Origin of the sequence: Roseovarius albus (assembly GCF_900172335.1) — a bacterium.
GTDB lineage: Bacteria > Pseudomonadota > Alphaproteobacteria > Rhodobacterales > Rhodobacteraceae > Roseovarius > Roseovarius albus.
The window spans coordinates 517,188-539,366 of record NZ_FWFX01000001.1 but is presented as its reverse complement, the minus strand read 5'-3'; the positions used below and the strand labels follow the sequence as shown (position 1 = coordinate 539,366).

Below are 22,179 nucleotides of genomic sequence, written 5' to 3'. Positions count from 1 at the left end.
GGGAACTCAAGCGGCGGATCGCAACCTTTCGCGCTCGCGTGCAAGCCATAGCAAAGAAAGGACTAATGGACCGTTATCCGCTTCGCCCGTGGTCAAAAGGTCCATTGCCTGATCAAAGGGTAGAACATGTGTGCGGATGTCTTCGTGTTCAGCGTCCAGACCGCCCTGCCCTTGGTCAAGATTCGGTAGATCACAGACGCCCAAAAAGAGATGGAAATACTCGGTGGAACAACCCGGAGAGCTATAATGACTGGAGATCTTCTCTAGCCGGTGAAGGGTCAGGCCGGCTTCCTCTTCACATTCGCGACGAGCGGTGGATTCTGGCGTTTCCCCCGGGTCAATGCGTCCCGCGACAGGCTCCAACATCCAAGGGCGGACGTCCCCCCTACCAAAGGGTCCCATGCGGAATTGTTCAACAAGCATAACGCGGTCATTTACTGGATCATAAGGCAATACAATCGCCGCATCAGTGGCAACGAAAACTTCGCGTCGTACGATCGGGCTTTGACCACCGGCAAAAGTTGGATGGCGCAAGCTGAAATCGCGTGTAACAAAGTATCCGGCATGGGGGCTGTCTTGATGGACGATATCGACTTGGTTAGACTCCTTGGCACTTCGCACATTTGCAGGCACACCTGTAGCAGCCTCAACCCGAGCATGTGCCCGTAACAATATCATCTGTAATCCAGCGCGCACTTCGCTTGCGGACCTTAGTCTGAAATAACCCATGATTTCCTGCGCGGCTTCCAAAGCAATAGCCGACCAGTTTTGCACCCAGAGATCTGCATCGTGGTCCTGTGCTGTTTTCTGATCTGCCACAACGGACCAATACGCAATGATCTTGGACGTTCCCATGCCGTCATATGGGCCTGCCTCACCTCCGATGCAATTTGAAAAGAAGGTCAGTCGCTCGAGTTCTGCCTCCGTTAGGTCCGAAAGAAGTAATCCTTCGACTGACTGCTCCTTGACCCGGATAAGGAATGGAAAGCATGCCTGTTCTGCGGAAAGCGCCGCATGCTGCAGATTCTCAGTTTGCAATGTCGACAGATCACTACATCCAACAACTAAGTTTAGCAATGGCCGATATACCATTGCTCCACAAACAAAATATTCCATTTACCCTACCAGCGCCGCGCGCATATTTCTCCGATCAGCCCGATCACGATTGATGCCCCAACTAAAAATATGATCAAGGGCATGTACAGGACTTCGATCCCGTAATCGATGGCAATCTTGAAAATCGCGATGATACCTTCGACCGGCCCCTCATATCGGCGCTCAAGCGCGAGTTTGAGCATCTCGTTAAAGCTTTGCAAAAATAGGGCCCAAAAGACTAGAGCCCCCAACCCGGTGAGGCCGGCGCTGATCCCTTCTGGATAACCGCGTCCCAGACGCGATCCAGTGACAATCCAACCACATAGCAGACCCAGAACAATATTGACCTGATTAAACCAACCAAAGTCGGTCCCTTCCGGCATAAGTGGGCGGATCATTTCTGAGGCCTGCCAGCCCACACCTGCAAACAACATGGCAGTCACGAATCTGGCTGCTGTTGGCATGTTGTCAGTTAATGGCATCTTAGTTTTCCTATTCTGCGCGCTGCTAACCACGCAAAACGCGGCGCGAACACCTGCTCGAGAGAGTCCCGTTTTTCATAAAATTTGCACGTCATCGCGGCGACAGAACGGCATCAATATGACAATTGCACCGTCAGAGCACATCATCCAGGGCATTGAGCAACTGATCCACCTCGGCCTTGCTGGTGTAATGCACAAAGCTAAGCCGCAATACGCCAAAATCCATATCCACGCCCATGGATTGCAGCGGGCGCGAACCATAGAAGTCCCCGCCGCCGGTCATAATGCCATGTTTTGCCAGATCCTGCGCGGCTTCATATCCTGGGCGATTGAGCGCCACAGCCACAGTGGGTGCCTTAGCCTCGGCACGGTCAGGGCCGATCAAGCGCACAGAGTTTCGATCTTTCAGGGCATCCAGTAGAGGTTGCAAAAGTTGAGTTTCGTGGGTACGCATCAGATCGTGCACACCGCGGCAACGCTCTGACGCAGTGCCCTTAATGTCGTGATATTCGGCTAAGGTGTCATAATAGTCCACCATACCCGCACTGGCAGCCACCTGGGCATGGTCCGGGCCAGCAGGCGTAAACCGTTTGTACAAGCTATCGCCGTTAAACCAGTGCCCTTGATTGGGCAGCAGGCTGCCCAGTTCACGTCGGATCACCATTACCCCTTGATGCGGTCCAAAGGTTTTATAGGCAGAAAACAGATAAATATCGGGGCCTAAGCCGCCAACGTCCGGAAATCCATGCGGTGCATAGCTGACCCCATCAACACAAACAAACGCTCCTGCTGCATGAGCCGCAGAGGTGATTTCCACAATCGGATTGATCGCGCCGACAATGTTCGAACAATGAGGGAAACAGACTAAACGGACGTTTTCATCAAGCAGGTTTTCCAGATCCGATAGATCCAGCAAACCCGTCTCAGTGTTGATTTTCCATTCACGAATTTCAATACCGTCATCCGCCAGACGGCGCCATGGGCCGGAGTTGGCCTCGTGATCCTGATCCGTGACAATGATCGCTTGGCCTTTTTTCATCCATTGGCGAAATGCCTGCGCCAGAACATAGGTGTTTTGCGTAGTCGATGGGCCAAAGCTGACCTCGTCCGTCGCCACTCCCAGCAGTGCTGCCAGACGACTACGCGCCTCGTCCATTTCTTCCCCGGCCAGACGTGAGGCGTCATAGGGCGCATAGGGCTGCACTTTGCGTTGGCGGTAATAGCGTTCCAGACGCTCGATCACCGGCGCGCAGGTGTAAGACCCACCCGCATTTTCGAAAAACGCTTGGCCTTCAAGCGTCGGCTCGGCAAACGCGGGAAACTGTGCCCGCACGAAATCTAGATCAAGTTCCATGGAGGCACTGAACACCAGCACAAGCGCAGTGACAAGCCCCTGATTTACAGTGCGATTTCGGCGAAATTTCGCGCAGGGAATTTTTTCACGCTTTCCCCATTGCACACAAAAGATCCAAGTATAGTTAGACCTACGAATCCTACACAAGGTTCAAATCGAAACTTCAATTTTACTTAACCATATTCAACATAAATTGACACTTCACCCTTTGATGTCGCAAACAAAACATCAAAAAGGTCGCATATAGAAAGGTTGATGCCGGAAATATCCCTAGGGCCTGTCGCGCATACATGAGACATTGTGCGGATGAAGAAATATCGTATCTGAGGCCTGCTCGGCCGCAGTGCATTTAGCCATGTTTTTTCATCGTTGAAACAGAACAGGGACGAACTTATGAGCATCAAACCTCCGTTTACGGATCTCGAAATCAAAACAGAAGATTCGGGATTCTATGCAAACAACAGCCTGCCGATTGCCATGCTCAGCAAAGGCATCATGGTGGCGCTGGTTCTTTGGGCCCTAATCTGGCCTGCAAACGCAAATGGCACTTTGGGCAGCCTGAACTGGAAGCTGCTGGAAAGCTTTAACCAGTTCTATATCATCATCGTCGGCCTCTTCGCCTTCTTCCTCTTCGTTGTGGCGCTGCTACCCTATTCGGGCCGCAAGGTCATGGGAACACCAGGTGAAGCACCCGAGTTCTCGAACTTCTCATGGTTCTCGATGATGTTCGGCGCTGGTCTGGGTGTGGGTCTGATGGTTTACGCGACAGCCGAACCAATGGGTCTGTGGGGATCAAACCCAGTTGTTGTCGCCGGTGACGTTGCTGGCAGCTCGGAAGAAGCTGTGCAATCCGCTTTCCGCTATACCTTCCTGCACTATGGTTTCCACGCTTGGGCGATCTACGTCGTAACTGGTCTGTCGCTAGCTTACTACGCTTATACACGCAACATGCCCCTGACCATTCGTACGGCTTTGACCCCACTACTGGGCTCCGCTGCAAACGGCATCATTGGACATATCGTTGACGTTCTTGGTGTTGTAGCAACCATTCTGGGCGTTTCGGTCACCATCGGCTTTGGTGTTTCTCAGTTCGTTGACGGCCTCTACGCCGTGACCGCGATGGACTGGCTGATGAATAATGAAGGTGAGGTTCCGACACCTAGCACCGTTGGCCTGATTTCGGCTTTGGTCGTGATCATGGGGCTGTCGATCATTTCGGCGGTTTCCGGTGTTGGTCGTGGTGTTAAATACCTGTCGAACCTGAATATGGTATTGTCGCTGATCTTGCTGATGACCTTTGTCATCTTCGGCTCTTTCCTGTTTGCGATGACAACATATGCAACAGCGATGGTTGACTACATTCTGCACTTCGTATCGTTGTCATTCCAAGCCTTCGGCCCTCAGTCAGCCGGCGACTTCGCAGCGACTTTGCCAGAAGCAGCCCAGCCTCATGCCGAAGCACTGTTTGGCGGCGCGACAAATGCTTGGGGCAACTTTGACGGATTCAAATCCGGCCTCGAAGGTGCGGCAGCTGAATTACCAGAAGAAACACTCATCGCTGCATATGAAGCGGGCACAAACGGACGTCTGTTCGGCTGGCAAGCGGGTTGGACAACTTTCTACTGGGCTTGGTGGATTGCCTTCTCACCTTTCGTCGGTCTGTTCCTGGCACGCATCTCCAAAGGCCGTACCGTGCGTGAGTTCATCTTGGGCTGTGTGATTGCGCCAGCTCTGGTGTGTTTCGCATGGATGACCATCCTGGGTGGCACAGCGGTTGACCTGGAAGTTGCTGGTCTGGCCGATCCATCGATCGCGGCAGCATCAACAACCAACAAGTTGTTCGTGGCTCTGGAAAACATCCTTAGCGAAGGCCTCTATGGCATCCTCGTTGTCATGTGTGTTGTTCTGATCCTGACCTTCCTGGTGACATCGGCTGACTCCGGCATTCTCGTGATGAACACCATTATGTCCGGTGGCGCACAGGAAACGGGCATCAAGCACCGTATCATCTGGGGCCTCATCCTGACGGCTGTGATTGGCTCTCTGATCATTGCCGCAGGCGATAACAACCCGCTTGATGCGTTGAAAAACGCGATGATCATCGGTGCCCTGCCCTTCACGATGGTTATGGGTCTGATGATGGTCGCGCTCACCAAAGCGCTCTATCGAGACAGCCAGCGTGAAAAGCAAGGCGTTGCAGAGCAGCCTGCTGAATAATCTCAGCGTAGCATAAGAACCAAAAACGGCGCCGAATTTCGGCGCCGTTCTTCTTTAGAATGTCACTTCAAAATTCTGCGGTGTTGCTTAGCCCGCTTTGCACTGTCAAACTCTTCTTCGGTTACACTTAGAAATTTCCTTTGGCGAAGCTTCGAATCCAAATGTTTGCGCTTATGGAGATCCGCGCATAGACCAGAAAAACACCTCCAACTTTCTGGATTTTGGAACTTCACCGAACGTAGCGATGAACGCTTGGTCCAAAATCGAAAGAGACGTGGTAATTTCTCGGTTCAGCACTTCAAAAAACCGATAGATCAGCAACGCCCTCTCTGGATTACTTTCGTAATTTATGTCTGCGAATACCGCATACTGATCAGAAGTAAAGCTTTTGACGCCACTGGAAAAATCACAACCAGGATAACTACGCGCATATTCTGATATGATTTCCAGATCCCCCACGTAATATGTAATTTTACGCTCACAAAACTGCTTTGCAACCTGATCGTGGGTATAACCTGACCAAAAGATCCCACCTTTTCCATCAAGACCAAAATGCTTTGGGCAATTCCTGTTTTCCGATCCTTTCGCCGCACGCAAAGCTGTTACAATATCGTCCCGATACCTATGCCACTCGCCATCATTTAATATCTTCTGAATACCATGGCTGGCTGCATTGGTTGACCCTACAAATCCGATTAGCGCTTTGCCCTCTTGGCAAGCATCTTTCGGCGGCACTTCATCTTTTAGAGATAGATAGCCTATACCAGTTACAAAAAGTGGCGGTGAAACAGCAAAGCCTTTGACGCGATCATCGTTAATGGTTGCCGGATCGCAAAGTATATCAAATTGCTTTCCAAGCAAAGAAAACCGATCTACTGCAGTGATGTCACTATTCTTAGCTTGGTCCAACTGGTCCTGAGCTTCCTCAAGTGCAGATGTCGCGCCCTCAAGTTCCTTTTCAGCCGATTCCAACTCTTGTTGCGGCCTTTGTTTCGCACCTGTGACTGCCCTTTCCGCTCGTTTTTTTGCCTTAACTGCTACCTCAACAAGGTCTTCTGCTTGCCGCACTTCAACATCTTGTCGTTTCTTAGCTTCGTTTGCGATCTTCACGATCTCCCGATCTACATCGACGACTTCAATGTTGGTAGCTGATAGTTTTGGCGCACCAGGCTGCTCGATCAGCATTTTCTTTAATACTTCATCACAAATCCGAACCATATATCCATCATATCCTTTTGAACGGATAGGACCCGAGCCCGTAGAGATGTTAAGTCGTTCGTCGACGCGAACTTCATCCAAATAGGATCGATTGCCAGATACTTTATACGAGAATGGTGCAGCCGCAGAGCGCACACCTATACGTAGCTCATCGTTGCGCCAATCTCTGCCAATAGCCGTATATGCATTCCAGATATCCAACGCGGCACTACGCCATTTTTCATTCGCGTTGGTAGGTTGACCACACCCAATAATAAACAGGCTTGCGAGAATGATTGAACTACGGCTAAAATTACGCATTCAGCTTCCCCCTTTTTTGGTCGCTTTAGCTCTTAGAAATGGAACTTTCTCCAAAAGCTTTCGAAAGAATCCCGCCTGCGCAACTTCGTTCTGGCCGCTTCGGCGTTTCGAAATCGGAACCTCTTCGAGTATCTCCAGAAATATTGCGAAGGTAATCAGAAAGAATGCGGGATACGCGCCATACACAATCGCTTCTCGTGTAACAAATCCGAATGAACTTAGGTGCCCCCAAAAACCTACATCAAAGGGTCCAAATCCAATGTTGAACGCCAAGGTTTCAAAATCCAATGGTTTTGGCCTGATATTGCCCGGAGCGTACCCGGTAATCACCGTTAAATAATACCAAAATATCACGACGAATGCACAAACTATCCCCAGGGGAATTGTTAGAAACGCAGACCATTCATCATGCTGATCGATCAAAATGAGAACAGAAACACCCATGATGAATCCAAATCCAAGATGCATTGCAAAAAAGACAGCATTGTCTCGGAAAAACGACTGAATTTGGTTTTCGGTCATTACGAAGTCGAGATTATACCAATCTACGAGAAAAGATCCCACTGCCACGCCCACGACAGCCATAATTGCTGGAATAAGAGCCATCGAACTCAGCCGCAAGAATGGTGGCCTGCGGAATTTCCATGCAGGCCAAGACTCATCCTCTTTGCGTACTTCTCGGCCAAAGATTGCAGTAATCGCGGCTAAAACCGTTGCAAGAAGTACACTGGCCACTTCTTTAAAAGAATAGAAAAGCACCCCTTGTATATTCTCTGTTTTTTTAGTATCTCGTGCATCCTTCCAGATCTTTATACACTTTTCCTTCGCTTCAGTTGGTAACTGCGCCGAAGTATTCAGCTTTTCATTGTCCCATTTATTGTTGTCAGGCAGGACATCTTTTAGCTTGTCTTCGTCATTAAAAACCTCTGCACACGCCTCCGCGTATAAATCTCGGTTTTTATCATTTATTTCAGTAAGTTCATTTTTCGCCACTGTGGTAACGCTATTTGTCACCATTTTGGCCTTTATCGGATCTTCGAAATAATGCCACGTATATACCATTGCGAATGCAACTGAGACTGACAGAACCAGAGATGATAAGGTTCCCAAAGCAAATGCATTCAATTCAACGCGATAGGCACGTTTTACTTCATTACTAATTTTCGCGATGGCAGAGTTTTCGGACTGGTTCAGGTTTTTGACTGCCCTGTTGTTTCTAAGAAAATGGACTGCGAAAAGAGCTATCGTGTCATTTGCTACTTGATTTGCTTTATCAAAGAGCTCTTTTCTTTTGTCGTCTGAAGCTTCCAGCGGAACAACAAGTAGGCCCTTCAAATCATCGACATCAGCCTCCAGCTTTTTTGAAAGCTCTGCCATTTTATCTAACTGCGTCAGGGAAAAGTAACTGTTCCGCTGAGTTCCGATCAGTGTTGGCGCCAGATAATCGATAGTTTTTAGTGACAATAAAATTGTTGGAATAGAGCTCTTGTCATAGCTTTCCTGGAAAGTTCTCTGGGCATTCAACGTGAACAGCTCGCAAAGTGGCGTTGCGTCGGTTACGTTTTTAAACGATTCCTCCTCAAAAGTTATTCCATGCAGAATTTCAATTACCCGGTACACGCCGCGCGGCACACCAGCCAAGCGATGTGCTAGGGACCTCATCGTGCTTTCAACTGGCTTCAGCGCACCAATTGAAAAGATAGCAATTATGGCGGCTGAGATAAATATTGGCTTACCGTATTGTTCGCTAAACAGACTTTGAGGTTCATCGGAACTTCCAATCTGATCATCCGTCGGTCCGATCTCAGAACTGGATGCAGCTGCCTGCGTGACAAGTTCATAAATTTCCGTTGAACTCAAAACGAGGATATACGTGACAAGATAAAGTAACGAATAAAACACAAAACCGATATTTTTTTCACGGGGCGTGCAAAGTTTCGCCACTTCTACATTTTGTAAAATCGGATGTTCCTTAAATGGAACGGAAGTTAATGAGGAATTATAATTGCGATATGCCTCGATCAATAAGGTTACAGCGCCCGCAATCACGAAACCCACGTAAATGAGGGTATTCATAGTGCACCACTAGGTTAAATGGGTTCAGGTCAATAACACTTCTGTATAGACGGATTGCATGGGCCCGCATTTACCGCCCCATGTCCTTCCGATAGTGTTATCCAAACCAAGCTCATCAAAACCAAACAGGCGAATGCCGAAATAATAAAATTCATTTTGGATCACTCCAATATCATCCTTAAAACGAGTCCAGCATACCAGAACACAACCTGAATTTCAAATCTCTCAACTTTTGAGGGAACCGAGCACTTAACCACATTGAGCGATAAAGGTACTTTGCATTCTGAAATTGTGAAACTATATATGCACTGTTCCCTTGGGAACTATGGACATAAACGCGCTCGTAATAAGCGGATCGGACTCGGGGGCGGTACCCGACGACTCCACCAAATATCCCTTTATTGGAGGGTGGCATGGGGTCGAAACAGGATCGACGAACGTCTAAAGGGGTTAGCTTTGTCTCGGTGAGATACCACCGTTATCGGTTCGCTAAAGCATAATTGCCAATAACAATCGTGCTCCGGTAGCTCTCGCAGCGTAAGCTGTTCGAAATACCGAAACTTAAGCCCTAATCTCTAGCCAGATTAGGCGGGGTTCGCAGGCACCTGGCAACAGAAGCCTGCACTTCTTAAAAATTCAGCGGATTTTTGGCAGCCTACAGCCTGCGTCTGGACATGCTTGAAGATGCAACATAAGTGTTCCCGACAACCGGCTATCGGGTCTTTTGTTTTACACCGAATCCCTTATGCTGAATTGCGCAAGACAGGAATGTGCCCATGTCACACACCATTGACTACGGAAGCTTAATGCACCGCGCCATGCGTGGATTAATCCAACAGGTTCTGACGGATGTCAGGGATGCTGGCCTGCCGGGTGCACATCATTTCTTCATCACCTTCGACACGACACATCCCGATGTACAGATCGCAGACTGGCTGCGTGAGCGCTATCCAGACGAAATGACCGTGGTCATGCAGCATTGGTTTGATGATCTGATCGTGACCGACGACGGGTTTTCGGTAACCTTGAATTTCGGTGATGCACCGGAAAATCTGGTCATTCCGTTTGACTCAGTGCAAACCTTTGTTGATCCCTCCGTTGAATTTGGTCTGCGATTTGAAACGCAGGATGATGACGACGAGATGGACGAGTTGACCTCAGAAGATGAGTTGGAAGTGGTTGGCGACGATGACGACCAACCCCGCGAAGACGCGGAAGTCGTCTCATTGGACAGTTTTCGCAAGTAATTCCAAGAGTTTTGGCCGCTATTACGTGTTATAACGCAATGTTAGCGCCGGTTAGAACATTGCACTTTTGCCCCGCTGCGGTATGACAAGGGCAGATCAACAGGAGCACCCCAAATGACAGATACCCGGACCGAAACCGACAGCTTTGGCCCCCTGGAAGTCCCCACAGATAAATACTGGGGTGCGCAAACGCAGCGTTCGATCATGAACTTTCCGATTGGTTGGGAAAAGCAACCGGTTGCCATTGTCCGGGCTTTGGGTGTGATCAAAAAGGCCTGCGCCATGGCCAATCAAGCCTCGGGCAAGCTGGACGCGAAACTGGCCAACGCGATTATCGAAGCAGCTGGTGAAGTCGTCGACGGCAAACTCGATGACCATTTCCCACTGGTTGTCTGGCAGACTGGTTCAGGCACGCAATCAAACATGAACGCGAACGAGGTCATCGCCAACCGTGCGATTGAGATCCTCGGCGGCGTGATCGGCTCCAAAGACCCGGTCCACCCCAATGACCATTGCAACATGGGTCAATCCTCCAACGACACCTTCCCTACCGCCATGCACATCGCCACCGCGATGAGCGTGCGTGACGTGCTGCTTCCTGGATTGGAAAAGCTGGCCGCGGGTCTTGAGCAGAAATCTGACGAGTTCAAAGACATCATCAAGATAGGGCGCACCCACACGCAGGACGCGACCCCCCTGACACTGGGTCAAGAATTCGGTGGCTATGCCCACCAGATCCGCCAAGGCATCAAACGGGTCGAGGCCGCCCTGCCCGACATCTACGAACTGGCGCAGGGTGGTACCGCGGTTGGCACCGGTCTGAACACGCAAAAAGGCTGGGGTGAAACCGTTGCTGCCAACATGGCTAGAATCACCGATCTGCCTTTTGTCACCGCGCCAAATAAATTCGAGGCCCTCGCCTCCCACGACGCCATGGTCTTCATGTCCGGTGCCTTAGCCACTATTGCCGGTTCTTGCTACAAGATCGCTAACGACATCCGTTTCCTTGGCTCGGGCCCACGTTCTGGTCTGGGAGAGCTGATCTTGCCGGAAAACGAGCCTGGTTCCTCGATCATGCCTGGCAAGGTCAACCCAACCCAAGCCGAGGCGCTGACACAGGTCGCCGCCCACGTCATGGGCAACAATGCCGCGATGACCTTTGCCGGATCGCAGGGTCATTTTGAGCTCAACGTCTACAACCCAATGATGTCCTACAACCTGCTGCAATCGATCCAGCTGCTGGGGGATGCTGCCGACAGCTTTACCGAACGTATGCTGCTGGGTATTCAAGCCAACGAGCCGCGCATCAACAAGCTTATGAAGGAAAGCCTGATGCTGGTCACCGCACTGGCCCCCACCATCGGCTATGACAACGCCACCAAGGTCGCCAAAACCGCGCATAAGAACGGCACAACACTTAAAGAAGAGGCCATTGCTCTGGGATTTGTCGACGAAGAAACCTTTGATGCTGTCGTTCGACCCGAACAGATGATCGGCCCAAAAGACTGATGGGAAAGCCGGTCAACCTGAACCGGTTCCGCAAGGAAAAAGCGCGGGCTGACAAAAAAGCCCGTGCCGACGAAAATGCGATCAAATTCGGGCGTAGCAAAGCTGACAAGGAGCTGGACCGCGCCCGCTCGCAAAAACAAGAGCGTGATCTATCGGATCACAAACGCGACCCCTGATGGCTCGGCCAGTCAAACATTCCCTGACCTTGCAAGGGCATCGTACAAGCGTGTCACTTGAAGAAGAGTTTTGGCAGGCATTTCGAAAAATTGCACAAGATCAGGACATGCCGCTCAATGCGCTGGCCGCTCAAATTGATGCGGGCCGAGAAGATGATACCGGACTCGCCTCAGCCATCCGGCTTTTTGTTTTAAAACACTACCAGGATCAAATCGGCGGCTAGCCCACTCGCGGAGTTACTTTCAGCCAGATCCCGTCTTTGCTGCGCACAGTCAGGTGGGCGACAGGCACAGGTTCCCGCCCCTCGACCACCTCAAATCGATATGCTTTAACGAGCATGGCCAACAGCAACTGGCCCTCGATCATTGCAAACCCCGCGCCCGGGCAAACCCGCTGCCCCGCTGAAAACGGCATATAGGCCGTGCGAAGACAGGCCTTGCCGTTCTCAGTGCCAAAACGCGCGGGATCGAAATCATCCGGATTGTCCCACAGCCGCTCATGCCGGTGCAGGTGCCACGGGCTGAGCACGATCTGCGCGCCCTTGGGCACCTGACGATCGCGGAACTGATGCGGGCAAGTGGCCTCACGCACCATCATCGGCACCGGGGAATAGAGCCTTAGCGCTTCGCGAAACACATCTCGGGTGATGCGCAGTTTTGAAATATCCGAGAATGATGGCCCACCCGAAGGTATCACCGTCGCACATTCCTGCTCCACCTTCTCTTGCCAGTCCGGAAAAAGCGCCAGCAAATAGAGCGCCCAGGCCAACGCTGAAGCACTGGTTTCATGTCCCGCCAGAAAAAAGATCGCAATTTGGTCGATCATTTCCTCAACTTCAAACCGATCCCCAGTCACCGGATCTGCCGTTGTCATGATCTTGGTTGCCAGATCATTTGGGGCCGTCCCATCTTCGATCTGCGTCTGACGCTCTTGCACAAAGGCTTCAATCAGTGCCCTAATGTTTTGCGCCGTGCTGTGCGTCTTGCGCCGGTGAAAGCGCGGAAACCAGCGTGGCAATGGCACCAAGGCTCCCAGATTGAGCACCGGCTGCATCCGTTGATGCGCCTGAAACTCGTGGAACACGCGTGACGCCTGCTCATGTTCGATGGGAATTGAAAACAGTGTTCTGAATATGACGTCTGCCGCAGTATGGCTGGTGTGGAACTCCGTCTCAATCGCCTCACCGTTTGCCAGCGGCTTCAGTCGCGCCACCGCCCCCTCCGCGGCCGCCACCATCGCCGAGAAGATATCGCGCAGATTGCCGCCCTCAAACGCCGGATCAATGATCCTACGCTGCTTTTTCCACACCTCACCGTTGGTCACAAAAACCGAGTTGCGCAGCAAGGGGGCCAACCCCTCGCGGATACGGTTTGACTTGGGAAACGCATCGGGATTTTGCTTCAACACCAGATCAACCAGCTCCGGCTGATTACACAAATATGAGCGAAAGAACGGGGTTCGAAACTCAGCCATCCACGCCCAGTAAAGCCGCGCGGGCAAAGCCGACAGAATGTCCTTTTGCGCCAATTGAAAAAACCGGAGAGTCGAAACCGAACCTTTTCGCGCTTCTGGCTTTGGCGGGCGTTTCATGAGCCCACCCCGCGGTAGCCGGAGGTTGCACGCTCAATCCGACTCGGTGACGACGCGCGATCCCGGTAGCGTCGCGAAAGGGTCTGAGGCCCAGCTGTGATCTGAAAATAATCGTAGTCACCGGGTCGATCAAACGCACACAGATACTGGATATGTAGTTTAAAAAACCGCCAACGCATGCTTTGCCATTTCTCGGGGCTTAGTGTCTGCGTATAAGCCGCTGACAGAACCAAAGGCCAACGTTTATTCTCGGTTGCAACTCCGGTCACGGCCACAGGATCGCAAAGCGCAAACGTTCCCCCATCAGACGGAGCCGTCACATCAACCCAGACCAACTCCTCCCGCTCGCACAGATATTGCAGATCACCGCGCAACTTGTCAGCCATCGGCAAGAATGAGACCATCGGCACCACATGGCCCAGTGACAGAAACGACAGTTCCGCCTTCCACTTCTCTGAATCATTCTGACGTAGAAGATCGGCAAGGATCGTCACCGCCAAATAAGCCCCGGAAGAGTGGCCAACCACCAACACCTCATCCACATCACTGGCCAGTGCGCGGGCAATCTCATTCACGAATTCATCCATGCGGCCTTCTAGTTCGGGTGGATACGCCCCTCGCTCACCAGCCGAATAGGCATAGTCCTGCATCAGATAATAAGCGTAGAACCGATTATCGTTTTTGCGAAACCACCCTAATATGAAAGGCACAACAATCAGGCCGGCCCAATGTAACAACGGATTCAGAAACGACAAGATTTTACCAAGTCCCCAGGCCGCACATAGCGCGATTACAAGCTGCAATAGCAAGAAACCCACAGGATACAGCGCCGCAATCACCGGCCCCTTGCGCAGTTTGGCCAAGCGAAACAGTGCCCCGGTGTTGATATAGATCCACGCGGTTTTGATCAGACGCTGATACGTCTCGATGACTCCGCCTTTCATGCTGTCTCGGACCAAGTCTGACCAATAGAGCACTTCAACCGTTGTTTTTGTGTCCTGCCCTTCGATTTTGGCATCGACGTTCCAGCCATACAGACCGCCACTTTTCGCCCGCGAAATCGCGATATCATACCCGGAAATCTGGCCCTGCTCGGCACTCTCTGAGCGATACAACTCTCGATACCGGCGCGGATGAAATGGATCATACCCCGGAACATAAAACACGTGACGGTGCCGCACTGATGACGTGGTTGAACTGCTCATACATATCCTCTTGCCTCACTGTAGGACACAATTGTGAAGCGTGGAAAGAGTGTTGTTTTTCAATTGCCAAATGCCGTGCGGAACTCAAAGTTCCCACGTCATCAAAGGCTTGCAGATGTACCTGAAAGCAAGATCAGCCTATTGTAGCCAGTGCTGGAAAAGCCTCGAGCAGCCAGAAGGAAAACGCCGAAAACCCACCCGTCAGCATCAACAAACCAATCGTCCAAAGCAAGAGACCCATGACCTTCTCGATCTGCTCCATATGGCGTTTCATCCAGCTCATCACCCCACCCAGTTTGGGTAACAGCAAAGCCACCACCAGAAATGGCACGCCTAAACCGATAGCGTAAACCGCCAGCAGGAATGTGCCACGCGATACTGACCCTTCTGAGGCCGCCAGCGACAAAATTGCTCCCAACTGCGGCCCGATACAGGGCGTCCAGCCAAAGGCAAAGGCAAGGCCCAAGATATAGGCTCCAAAGGCCGAGCCGCCCCGATCGCCCACATCCACACGCGCTTCACGATTGAGGAATGGAATGCGGTAGATCCCAATGAAATGCGCACCAAAAACCATCACAATGACGCCTGCCAAAGTGTTGAAAGTGCTTTGATATTGTAAAAACACTGTGCCGAATGCCGAGGCTGCGAACCCAAGCAGCAAAAACACTGTCGATAGGCCCAAAACGAAACACAGCGCCGGTCCAAGGGCCTTTGCGCGCACGCCTGAATCTTCATTCAAGTCAGACAAGGTCACACCGCTCATGTACGCCAGATAGGGTGGCACGATGGGCAGCACACAGGGGCTGAGAAACGAGATAACCCCCGCTAGCAGCGCCACGATCATTGCCGGCAACAGGCTGGCGTCTATGATTTCGATTCCAAACATATCCCCCACATAATCAATTGCATGGCAAAGGTCACGCGGCGTGCTGTCACATCCTTGTGGACACCGCGTGATCGGTTCGTTATCTCGCGCCTATGGAACCAACCTTGACGATAGACGCCCGAGGGCTGCTTTGCCCCCTGCCCGTGCTGAAACTGCAAAAGCGGATCAAATCGCTTGCGGCTGGCAACGTGCTGGAGCTGATCGCCGATGACCCGGCAGCGGTCATTGACGTGCCCCACTATTGCAATGAATCGGGCAACGAGTTGGTCAAAACCGAAGAGCGTGAGACCAGCACCGCTTATTTCGTGCGCAAAATCGCCTGAGCATCGCTCAAAATAAAAGGCCCACAGAGAGGATCTGCGGGCCTTCTTTGATCTTAGAAACCTAAGTCTACAGCGACCACCAGCCGCGGCGTTTCGGCTTGGGCGGAGCAGCGGGTTCCGCCGCCTCTTCCACTACCGGGGCCTCAGGTTCTGCAACAGCAACCGCTTCAGCCACAGCTTCCGCCGCAACCGGCTCTGGCGCAGGTGCAGCCTCTTGTACAGGCTCGGGCTTAGGTTCCGCAGGCACTTCCTCGGCCTTTGGGGCCTCTTCGGTTGGCGCAGGTGCGTCTTCCTTCACCTCGTCGTTGGTGGCCTTGGCTTTTGTAGGCTTCTTGCGCGTCCGCTTTGGTTTGGCCGGGGCCTCTTCCTCAGCGGGCGCTTCTACCGCCACATCCGCATCCGCTGCTTTTACTTCGACCTCAGGCGCTTCTGCAGCGGCCTCTTCCACCTTCTTCGCAGGTTTCTTCCGGGTCCGCTTGCGCTTCGGCTTCTCAGTTGCCTCAGGCGTGGCTTCCGCCTCACCCTCTGGCGTAGGCGACTCCTCTACAGGTGTTTCCTCAGATGGTTGCTCCATGGCCTCTTCCGACGGAGCTTCACCCTCTTGAGACTGACCCTCGTCACCATTCGCCTCTGCGTTACGCTGCCCTTTCGAGCGGCGACGGCGGCGACGGCGTTTTTTCTTCGGCTGTTCTTCGGTTTCGGACTCTGGCGCTTGAACTTCGGCCTCAGCCTCTTCCTCAACCGGCAGATCATCCATCAAGGAACTGTCAACCGACACAACCGGAGCCGTGGCCTCGGGCACTGCGCGGGTGGCTGTCTTGAACTTCTCAATCGAATAATCCGGGCTGATCAGCATAGGATCCCCTTCGATCCGGACTGACAGACCATAACGCGCTTCGATTTGGGCAACGTGCTCGCGTTTTTGATTCATTAGGAAGTTGGCAATGCCCACCGGACATTTGACCAAAACCTCGCGTGAGCGACGACGCACGCCCTCTTCTTCGATCTGGCGCAGGATTGACAACGCAAGGTTATCATCTGAGCGGATCAGACCGGTGCCATGGCACGATGGACAAGGTTGGGTTGTCGCCTCGATCATACCGGGGCGCAGGCGCTGGCGGCTCATCTCCATCAGGCCAAAGCCCGAAATCCGACCTACCTGAATGCGCGCACGGTCAGTCTTGAGCTTGTCTTTCATCCGCTTTTCAACGGCGGAATTATTCTTGCGCTCGTCCATGTCGATGAAATCGATCACGATCAGCCCCGCAAGGTCACGCAGACGCAACTGACGGGCCACTTCTTCGGCGGCTTCAAGGTTGGTCTTGGTCGCGGTATCTTCGATCGAGCCTTCCTTGGTGGCCCGGCCAGAGTTCACGTCAATCGCCACCAAGGCTTCGGTCACTCCGATCACGATATAGCCGCCCGACTTCAACTGTACCGTCGGGTTGAACATCGATCCCAGGTAGCTTTCGACCTGGAAACGCGCAAACAACGGCATCGAGTCTGTATAATGCTTCACGTTCTTCGCATGTGACGGCATGATCATCTTCATGAAGTCTTTGGCTATACGGTAACCGCCCTCGCCTTCGACCAACACTTCTTCAATCTCACGATTGTACAAATCGCGGATCGAGCGTTTGATCAGATCGCCCTCTTCATAGATTTTCGCCGGCGCGATGGATTTCAGCGTCAATTCGCGAATTTGCTCCCACATGCGTTGCAGGTATTCGTAATCGCGCTTGATCTCGGCCTTGGTGCGTTTGGCACCAGCGGTCCGAACAATCAGTCCAGCCCCCTGTGGAACATCAATTTCGTTGGCGATCTCTTTTAATTTCTTGCGATCAGAAGCGTTGGTGATCTTGCGGGAAATACCACCACCACGCGCGGTGTTCGGCATCAGTACGCAATAGCGACCAGCCAGTGACAGATAGGTTGTCAGAGCGGCGCCCTTGTTGCCGCGCTCTTCCTTAACCACCTGCACCAACAGGATCTGGCGCACCTTGATAACTTCTTGGATTTTGTAACGACGTGGGCGCGGTTTGCGCGGTGGACGAATGTCATCGCTGTCGTCTTCGTCTGCAACAGATTCGATTGAATCGTCTTTATCCTTGGCATCCGCCCGGCGCGAGTTGCGACGGCCACGGCGGCGATTGCGTGGCTTTGCCTCCTTGCCGTCATCGTCGTCGTCATCGGATGCAGCTTCATCCGAAGTGGTATCTTCCGAGTCCACTTCATCTGATGGCTCTTCTTCGGCGTCTGCTACAGTGGCTTTCTCAGCATCGCCTTCGCTCACCTCTTCCGCAGGTGCGGTGTCAACATTGCTGTCTTGAGGGTCTGACGATTCGTCTTCCTGAGCAGGAGCTTCCTCCGCCTCAGCTTCCTCTACCGAAGCCTCTTCAGTTTCTGCAGGGGCGTCCGTATCGTTTGCAGCTGCGGGGACATCGGCGTTGTCTTCTGCAGCATCATCCGCGCCCACAACAGTATCGTCAGCCTCGTCCTCGTCCAGATCGATGGTTTCCATTCCGGTGATATCGCTGTCGGCGACATCCGTCGTCGCTACAGCGTCCTCGGATTTGACCTTCTCTGCCTTGCTAGAGCTGCGAGCGCGGGATTTGCGTTTTGGTGCTTCGTCTTCCTCGTCGCGGGCCTTCATCGCCTCGGCATAGGCGCGCTCTTCCTCCAACAGCGCCTCGCGGTCGGCCACCGGGATCTGGTAGTAATCCGGATGAATTTCGGAAAACGCCAGGAATCCGTGGCGGTTTCCACCATATTCAACAAAAGCCGCCTGAAGCGAGGGTTCGACCCGTGTTACCTTTGCGAGATAGATATTCCCGGCGAGTTGCCGTTTGTTTTCGGATTCAAAGTCAAATTCCTCAACCTTGTTTCCGTCGACCACCACAACGCGGGTTTCTTCCGCGTGGGTGGCATCGATAAGCATTTTCTTAGCCATGTGTTCCGTCTTGACCGCGGCAAACGAACCGGCCCCGGTGGGGCAGCGTTCTGCGGCGGTTTTGTGTTGATGGCAATGGACAGCGCACAAACAGGGGTTCCGCTTGCGGCCCCTGCTCTTAAGATCTCTTGTCTCGCGCGCTTCATCGCGGTTCTTCTCCGGCCCCTGAAGGCCCGTTTATGTGCAAGCAGCCGGTTATCCAGGCCGCAGGCATTTGGGTTGCCCTGCTTTAGCGGGGCACAATCGGTCTGTTCAAACGTGTCGGAGTCTGTCCTGACATCAGTTTCAAACAGCGAAACTCTCGGATGCGCTACATTCTTAATCACGCATCTTAAGTTCACACTAATGTCTGATGTGGACGAATTACAATGGCAAAATGTGAATAAGCCTGACTTCGTCAGTTATGAAAGGTAATCCGAGCGCTGCAATCCATACTTTGCCATCTTTTCGTTCAAGGTCCGGCGCGGCAAACACAACTCATCCATCACCGACGCAATCGATCCTTTGTGACGTCGCATAGTGTTGTCGATCAGCATCCGTTCAAACGCCTCGACATATTCCTTGAGCGGCTTGCCTTCGGTGGTCATCACCGGCTGCATTTCCTGATGATCCGACATCAACAGCGAGGCAATCGTCCCACTACCCCGGCGCGACTGTAACACCGCCCGTTCCGCCAGGTTGATCAATTGACGCACATTGCCCGGCCACGGAGCCTGCAACAATTGTGCCGCTTCTTGTGCCGATACCTGTGGTGGCTCGCAACCGTAATCGTCCGAGAACTGCTCACTCAATCGGGTAAACAGCGTAAGAATATCTTCGCCACGCTGACGCAGCGGCGGCACCGTGATGCGCAGACTGGCCAAACGGTAAAACAGGTCTGCGCGCAGGGCATCTTCGCAGGTCTTATCCTGTTCCTGCATGTTGCAAATCGCAATGATCCTAGTTTCCGGCGGCGTACCTTCGTCATTGATGAACGTCAACAAGCGCGCCTGTGCCGCATCGCTAAGCGCTTCTATGTCTTCCAACACCAATGTGCCACCGCGCGCTTCTTCCACGGCCGGAAGTTGTGCGTCTTCCGGCTGCACCGGGCCAAACAGGCGGCGCATCAACGCGTCTTCTTCAAACGCCGAACAAGACACCAACACGAACTTCTTACCGGCCCGCGCCCCGGCAGCATGCAAGGCGTGCGCAACCAACGTTTTGCCCGTACCGGTTTCACCCTCAATCAAGATATGACCATCGGCCTGCCCCAGATCCAGAATATCCTCTTTCAGACGTTCCATCACCGGGCTGGCTCCGATCAACTTTTTCATCAACTGCCCGCCATCGCTCAACTCGCGCCGCAACGCGCGGCTATCCAACGTCAACCGGCGTGCATTGGTGGCCTTTTTCGCCAGTTCGCTCATCCGGTCCGGATTGAAGGGCTTTTCCAGAAAATCGAACGCGCCAAGGCGCATCGCCTCGACCGCCATCGGAACATCACCGTGCCCCGTGATCATGATCACCGGCAGCGTCGAATCCGTGCCCATCAGCTTTTTCAGAAACTGCATCCCGTCCATGCCAGGCATACGAATGTCGGTGACCACAATCCCAGGGTAATCCGGCCCCAGCACCTTCAGCGCTTCTTCGGCCGAGGCGAAGGCCTGCGTGTCATAGCCAGACAAGGCCAGCCATTGGCTAATCGACTGACGCATATCTTGTTCGTCATCTACAATCGCAATTTTCATCGCTGTGGGCATATTCTTACTCCGCCGCCTGCGTCTCTTCTGGTAGGATTGGCAACTGCATCTCAAACACAGCCCCGCCCTGCGCTGCGTCACGAGCGGTCAATCGTCCCCCTAGGTCGTTCACGATACCCGAGGAAATGGCAAGCCCCAACCCAACGCCATCACCCGGCTGTTTGGTGGTATAGAACGGCTCAAACAGGTTTTCGATATCTTCAATACCATGACCGTTGTCGCGTACCGTGAGAACCGCCGTCTCTCCGGCAGCCAACAGAATATCAATTTGAGCATCGCGTGTCACCTGCGTGGCATCCATGGCATTGCGCAACAGGTTGATGATCACCTGTTCAATCCGCAATCTGTCACCCATAACAATCACCGGCTGATCTGGTTCAGTCCGGGTGATATTCACCTTCCTCTGGCGCAGTTGCGGTTCCATCATCGCAAGGGCTGAACTGAGCGCATCGCCCATGTTTACAGGCACAAACTGATCTCCTGCTCGCCGCGCATAGGATTTAAGCTGCTTGGTGATGGCCCCCATACGCTCAATCAAATCGTCAATGCGCTGGAAGGATGATATCGCCTCGTCCGGCCGGTTTCGGTCCATCAACAACTTGGCTCCGGCCAGATAGGTTTTCATCGCTGCCAGCGGTTGGTTCAACTCGTGACTGACGGCTGCCGACATCTCGCCCAAAGCTGCCAATTTCGAACTCTGCGCTAAGGTCTGTTCAGCCACGGCAAGGTTCTCTTGGACCCTCTGGCGCTCGGCGATTTCTCGCTGCAGCCGTGCGTTCAATGCGCGAAGCTCTGCCGACTCGCGTTGAAACAGAGCCATCCGAACAGCAGTTTTCCGGTTCAGCAAATAGAAGGCAGCCGCGAGAAGAATCGCAAACACCATGATCTCTAAGGCCAGAACCCCATTCACTTTTTCTCGAATGCTGGCAAAGGTCGTGAAGCTGGCAATGCGCCAGCCACGAAAGGCCACCCGCCCCTCGATACGCATCACACCTTGCCCTTCGACATATGCATCGGGCGGCAATGATGTCCAATCTGCCGTTGCCTGAATAGCGCGTTGAATGGCGCTGCTTACCGGCTCACGGGCAAGCGCGTCGGTTTCTGTCAGTCCACGCCAACGTGGTTCAGTCGCGAGGATCACCTGCCCCGCACTATCCGTAACTAGAACTGCGTCAGAAATGCCCGCCCAGGCGCGTTCGTATTTCTGCAGGTCTACTTCAACCAAGATAACACCCGTAGGCTCATTCTGGCTCTTGATCGCGCGGCTATAGAAAAACTTAAAAGCCCCCGTTTCGTCCTGAAGTTGGGTGAATACCGTGTCATTTGCCCGTAACGCCTCGATAAAATAAGGTGCTTGGCGGTGGGTTTCGCCCAGCGTGTTGCGCGCGGTCGACGCCACGGTGCGCCCATCTTTATCCAACAAGGTCAGCGATGCGGCGCCGATCTCTTCGTTAAACGAAATCAAACGCTGGGTTGATTGACTGTAATCTGCTGTATCCAAGGCGCTGATTAGCGTTGGGTCGCGCGCCAATAATTGCGGCACGATCGCGTTTTGCCGCAATTCACTCAGCAAGTTGCCGCTATAGAGTGCCAGCCGCAATTCGGCCCGGTTCCGGGTATTTTCGGTAAATCTGTCTGTTAACAATGAGTTGGTGACCAAAATAATCACGATAAACAGGCTTACCATAAACAACAAAGAGCCTCGCGCACGCCAGCCAATGGCATGCGTCCGTTTGGCGGGCTCTGCGTCTTTCTTGTCTCTCATAACAGCAGATTACGCCCCATAGGCCCGGGCCTCAAGTGGCACGAGC

The 22,179-nt window shown here is 52.8% G+C and carries 17 protein-coding genes and 1 other RNA gene; 7 read left to right on the top strand and 11 right to left on the bottom strand.

The annotated features are described in order from the left end of the window. Window positions 1-6: 6 nt before the first annotated feature. The 3 genes from ROA7450_RS02615 to ROA7450_RS02605 all read right to left on the bottom strand — a co-directional run bounded on the left by ROA7450_RS02615 (window position 7) and on the right by ROA7450_RS02605 (window position 2,931). Window positions 7-1,092, bottom strand: a complete 1,086-nt coding sequence (locus ROA7450_RS02615; protein ID WP_234999388.1) for an NUDIX domain-containing protein — start codon at window positions 1,090-1,092, stop codon at window positions 7-9. Between the two features lie 29 nt (window positions 1,093-1,121). Beyond that, complete coding sequence (locus tag ROA7450_RS02610) at window positions 1,122-1,577, bottom strand: TrgA family protein (RefSeq protein WP_085804093.1); 456 nt, start codon at window positions 1,575-1,577, stop codon at window positions 1,122-1,124. A 133-nt stretch (window positions 1,578-1,710) separates the two neighbouring features. Continuing rightward, complete coding sequence (locus ROA7450_RS02605; protein ID WP_085804139.1) at window positions 1,711-2,931, bottom strand: aminotransferase class V-fold PLP-dependent enzyme; 1,221 nt, start codon at window positions 2,929-2,931, stop codon at window positions 1,711-1,713. A gap of 393 nt (window positions 2,932-3,324) precedes the next feature. On the opposite strand from ROA7450_RS02605, the gene ROA7450_RS02600 reads away from it, so the two are divergent. Further along, a complete protein-coding gene (locus tag ROA7450_RS02600; protein WP_085804092.1) occupies window positions 3,325-5,148 on the top strand; it encodes a BCCT family transporter in 1,824 nt (607 codons plus the stop codon). 171 nt (window positions 5,149-5,319) lie between these two features. Here ROA7450_RS02600 and ROA7450_RS02595 read toward each other — a convergent pair whose 3' ends face one another. Together ROA7450_RS02595 and ROA7450_RS02590 are read right to left on the bottom strand one after the other, a co-directional pair. Then, window positions 5,320-6,666: a hypothetical protein gene (locus ROA7450_RS02595; RefSeq protein ID WP_085804091.1), complete on the bottom strand. Its 1,347-nt coding sequence runs from the start codon at window positions 6,664-6,666 to the stop codon at window positions 5,320-5,322. Next, a complete protein-coding gene (locus tag ROA7450_RS02590; RefSeq protein ID WP_085804090.1) occupies window positions 6,667-8,742 on the bottom strand; it encodes a hypothetical protein in 2,076 nt (691 codons plus the stop codon). 271 nt (window positions 8,743-9,013) lie between these two features. Here ROA7450_RS02590 and ssrA point away from each other — a divergent pair. From ssrA to ROA7450_RS02565, 5 genes are all read left to right on the top strand, one after another. Further along, window positions 9,014-9,368: a transfer-messenger RNA gene (ssrA, locus tag ROA7450_RS02585) on the top strand. Between the two features lie 150 nt (window positions 9,369-9,518). Then, window positions 9,519-9,989 carry an SspB family protein gene (locus tag ROA7450_RS02580; protein ID WP_085804089.1) on the top strand — a complete coding sequence of 157 codons (471 nt, stop codon included), beginning with the start codon at window positions 9,519-9,521 and terminating at the stop codon, window positions 9,987-9,989. A gap of 114 nt (window positions 9,990-10,103) precedes the next feature. Further along, on the top strand, window positions 10,104-11,498 hold the full coding sequence (gene fumC, locus ROA7450_RS02575; protein WP_085804088.1) for a class II fumarate hydratase: 1,395 nt from the start codon (window positions 10,104-10,106) through the stop codon (window positions 11,496-11,498). Then, the gene (locus ROA7450_RS02570; RefSeq protein WP_085804087.1) at window positions 11,498-11,674 is read left to right on the top strand and encodes a DUF4169 family protein; all 177 of its coding nucleotides are present in this window, start codon (window positions 11,498-11,500) and stop codon (window positions 11,672-11,674) included. Before fumC ends, ROA7450_RS02570 begins: the two co-directional genes overlap by 1 nt. Continuing rightward, window positions 11,671-11,898 (top strand): ribbon-helix-helix domain-containing protein, encoded by a 228-nt coding sequence (locus ROA7450_RS02565; protein WP_143534323.1) that lies wholly within the window; start codon window positions 11,671-11,673, stop codon window positions 11,896-11,898. The genes ROA7450_RS02570 and ROA7450_RS02565 overlap by 4 nt, the downstream gene beginning before the upstream one ends. On the opposite strand, the gene ROA7450_RS02560 is transcribed toward ROA7450_RS02565, so the two are convergent. From ROA7450_RS02560 to ROA7450_RS02550, 3 genes are all read right to left on the bottom strand, one after another. Next, complete coding sequence (locus ROA7450_RS02560) at window positions 11,895-13,265, bottom strand: cytochrome P450 (RefSeq protein WP_085804085.1); 1,371 nt, start codon at window positions 13,263-13,265, stop codon at window positions 11,895-11,897. The genes ROA7450_RS02565 and ROA7450_RS02560 overlap by 4 nt on opposite strands. Continuing rightward, complete coding sequence (locus ROA7450_RS02555; protein WP_085804084.1) at window positions 13,262-14,470, bottom strand: hypothetical protein; 1,209 nt, start codon at window positions 14,468-14,470, stop codon at window positions 13,262-13,264. Before ROA7450_RS02555 ends, ROA7450_RS02560 begins: the two co-directional genes overlap by 4 nt. 133 nt (window positions 14,471-14,603) lie before the next feature. Next, window positions 14,604-15,356 carry a cytochrome c biogenesis CcdA family protein gene (locus ROA7450_RS02550; protein ID WP_085804083.1) on the bottom strand — a complete coding sequence of 251 codons (753 nt, stop codon included), beginning with the start codon at window positions 15,354-15,356 and terminating at the stop codon, window positions 14,604-14,606. Between the two features lie 92 nt (window positions 15,357-15,448). Here ROA7450_RS02550 and ROA7450_RS02545 point away from each other — a divergent pair, with 92 nt between their 5' ends. Then, window positions 15,449-15,679, top strand: coding sequence for a sulfurtransferase TusA family protein (locus tag ROA7450_RS02545; protein WP_085804082.1), 231 nt, complete (start codon window positions 15,449-15,451; stop codon window positions 15,677-15,679). Between the two features lie 67 nt (window positions 15,680-15,746). Here the strand turns inward: ROA7450_RS02545 and ROA7450_RS02540 are convergent, their stop codons facing one another. The 3 genes from ROA7450_RS02540 to ROA7450_RS02530 all read right to left on the bottom strand — a co-directional run bounded on the left by ROA7450_RS02540 (window position 15,747) and on the right by ROA7450_RS02530 (window position 22,133). Beyond that, window positions 15,747-18,629 (bottom strand): Rne/Rng family ribonuclease, encoded by a 2,883-nt coding sequence (locus ROA7450_RS02540; RefSeq protein ID WP_085804138.1) that lies wholly within the window; start codon window positions 18,627-18,629, stop codon window positions 15,747-15,749. Window positions 18,630-19,030: 401 nt separating this feature from the next. Continuing rightward, a complete protein-coding gene (locus tag ROA7450_RS02535) occupies window positions 19,031-20,368 on the bottom strand; it encodes a sigma-54-dependent transcriptional regulator (protein WP_085804081.1) in 1,338 nt (445 codons plus the stop codon). Between the two features lie 4 nt (window positions 20,369-20,372). Beyond that, on the bottom strand, window positions 20,373-22,133 hold the full coding sequence (locus ROA7450_RS02530; protein WP_085804080.1) for a sensor histidine kinase: 1,761 nt from the start codon (window positions 22,131-22,133) through the stop codon (window positions 20,373-20,375). Window positions 22,134-22,179 lie beyond the last annotated feature (46 nt).

Coding starts and splice junctions, on each gene's coding strand:
- ROA7450_RS02600 (WP_085804092.1), top strand. CDS start 3,325: ATGAGCATCAAACCTCCGTTTACGGATCTCGAAATCAAAACAGAAGAT.
- fumC (WP_085804088.1), top strand. CDS start 10,104: ATGACAGATACCCGGACCGAAACCGACAGCTTTGGCCCCCTGGAAGTC.
- ROA7450_RS02530 (WP_085804080.1), bottom strand. CDS start 22,133: ATGAGAGACAAGAAAGACGCAGAGCCCGCCAAACGGACGCATGCCATT.
- ROA7450_RS02615 (WP_234999388.1), bottom strand. CDS start 1,092: ATGGTATATCGGCCATTGCTAAACTTAGTTGTTGGATGTAGTGATCTG.
- ROA7450_RS02610 (WP_085804093.1), bottom strand. CDS start 1,577: ATGCCATTAACTGACAACATGCCAACAGCAGCCAGATTCGTGACTGCC.
- ROA7450_RS02550 (WP_085804083.1), bottom strand. CDS start 15,356: ATGTTTGGAATCGAAATCATAGACGCCAGCCTGTTGCCGGCAATGATC.
- ROA7450_RS02545 (WP_085804082.1), top strand. CDS start 15,449: ATGGAACCAACCTTGACGATAGACGCCCGAGGGCTGCTTTGCCCCCTG.
- ROA7450_RS02605 (WP_085804139.1), bottom strand. CDS start 2,931: ATGGAACTTGATCTAGATTTCGTGCGGGCACAGTTTCCCGCGTTTGCC.
- ROA7450_RS02595 (WP_085804091.1), bottom strand. CDS start 6,666: ATGCGTAATTTTAGCCGTAGTTCAATCATTCTCGCAAGCCTGTTTATT.
- ROA7450_RS02540 (WP_085804138.1), bottom strand. CDS start 18,629: ATGGCTAAGAAAATGCTTATCGATGCCACCCACGCGGAAGAAACCCGC.
- ROA7450_RS02555 (WP_085804084.1), bottom strand. CDS start 14,470: ATGAGCAGTTCAACCACGTCATCAGTGCGGCACCGTCACGTGTTTTAT.
- ROA7450_RS02570 (WP_085804087.1), top strand. CDS start 11,498: ATGGGAAAGCCGGTCAACCTGAACCGGTTCCGCAAGGAAAAAGCGCGG.
- ROA7450_RS02580 (WP_085804089.1), top strand. CDS start 9,519: ATGTCACACACCATTGACTACGGAAGCTTAATGCACCGCGCCATGCGT.
- ROA7450_RS02590 (WP_085804090.1), bottom strand. CDS start 8,742: ATGAATACCCTCATTTACGTGGGTTTCGTGATTGCGGGCGCTGTAACC.
- ROA7450_RS02560 (WP_085804085.1), bottom strand. CDS start 13,265: ATGAAACGCCCGCCAAAGCCAGAAGCGCGAAAAGGTTCGGTTTCGACT.
- ROA7450_RS02535 (WP_085804081.1), bottom strand. CDS start 20,368: ATGCCCACAGCGATGAAAATTGCGATTGTAGATGACGAACAAGATATG.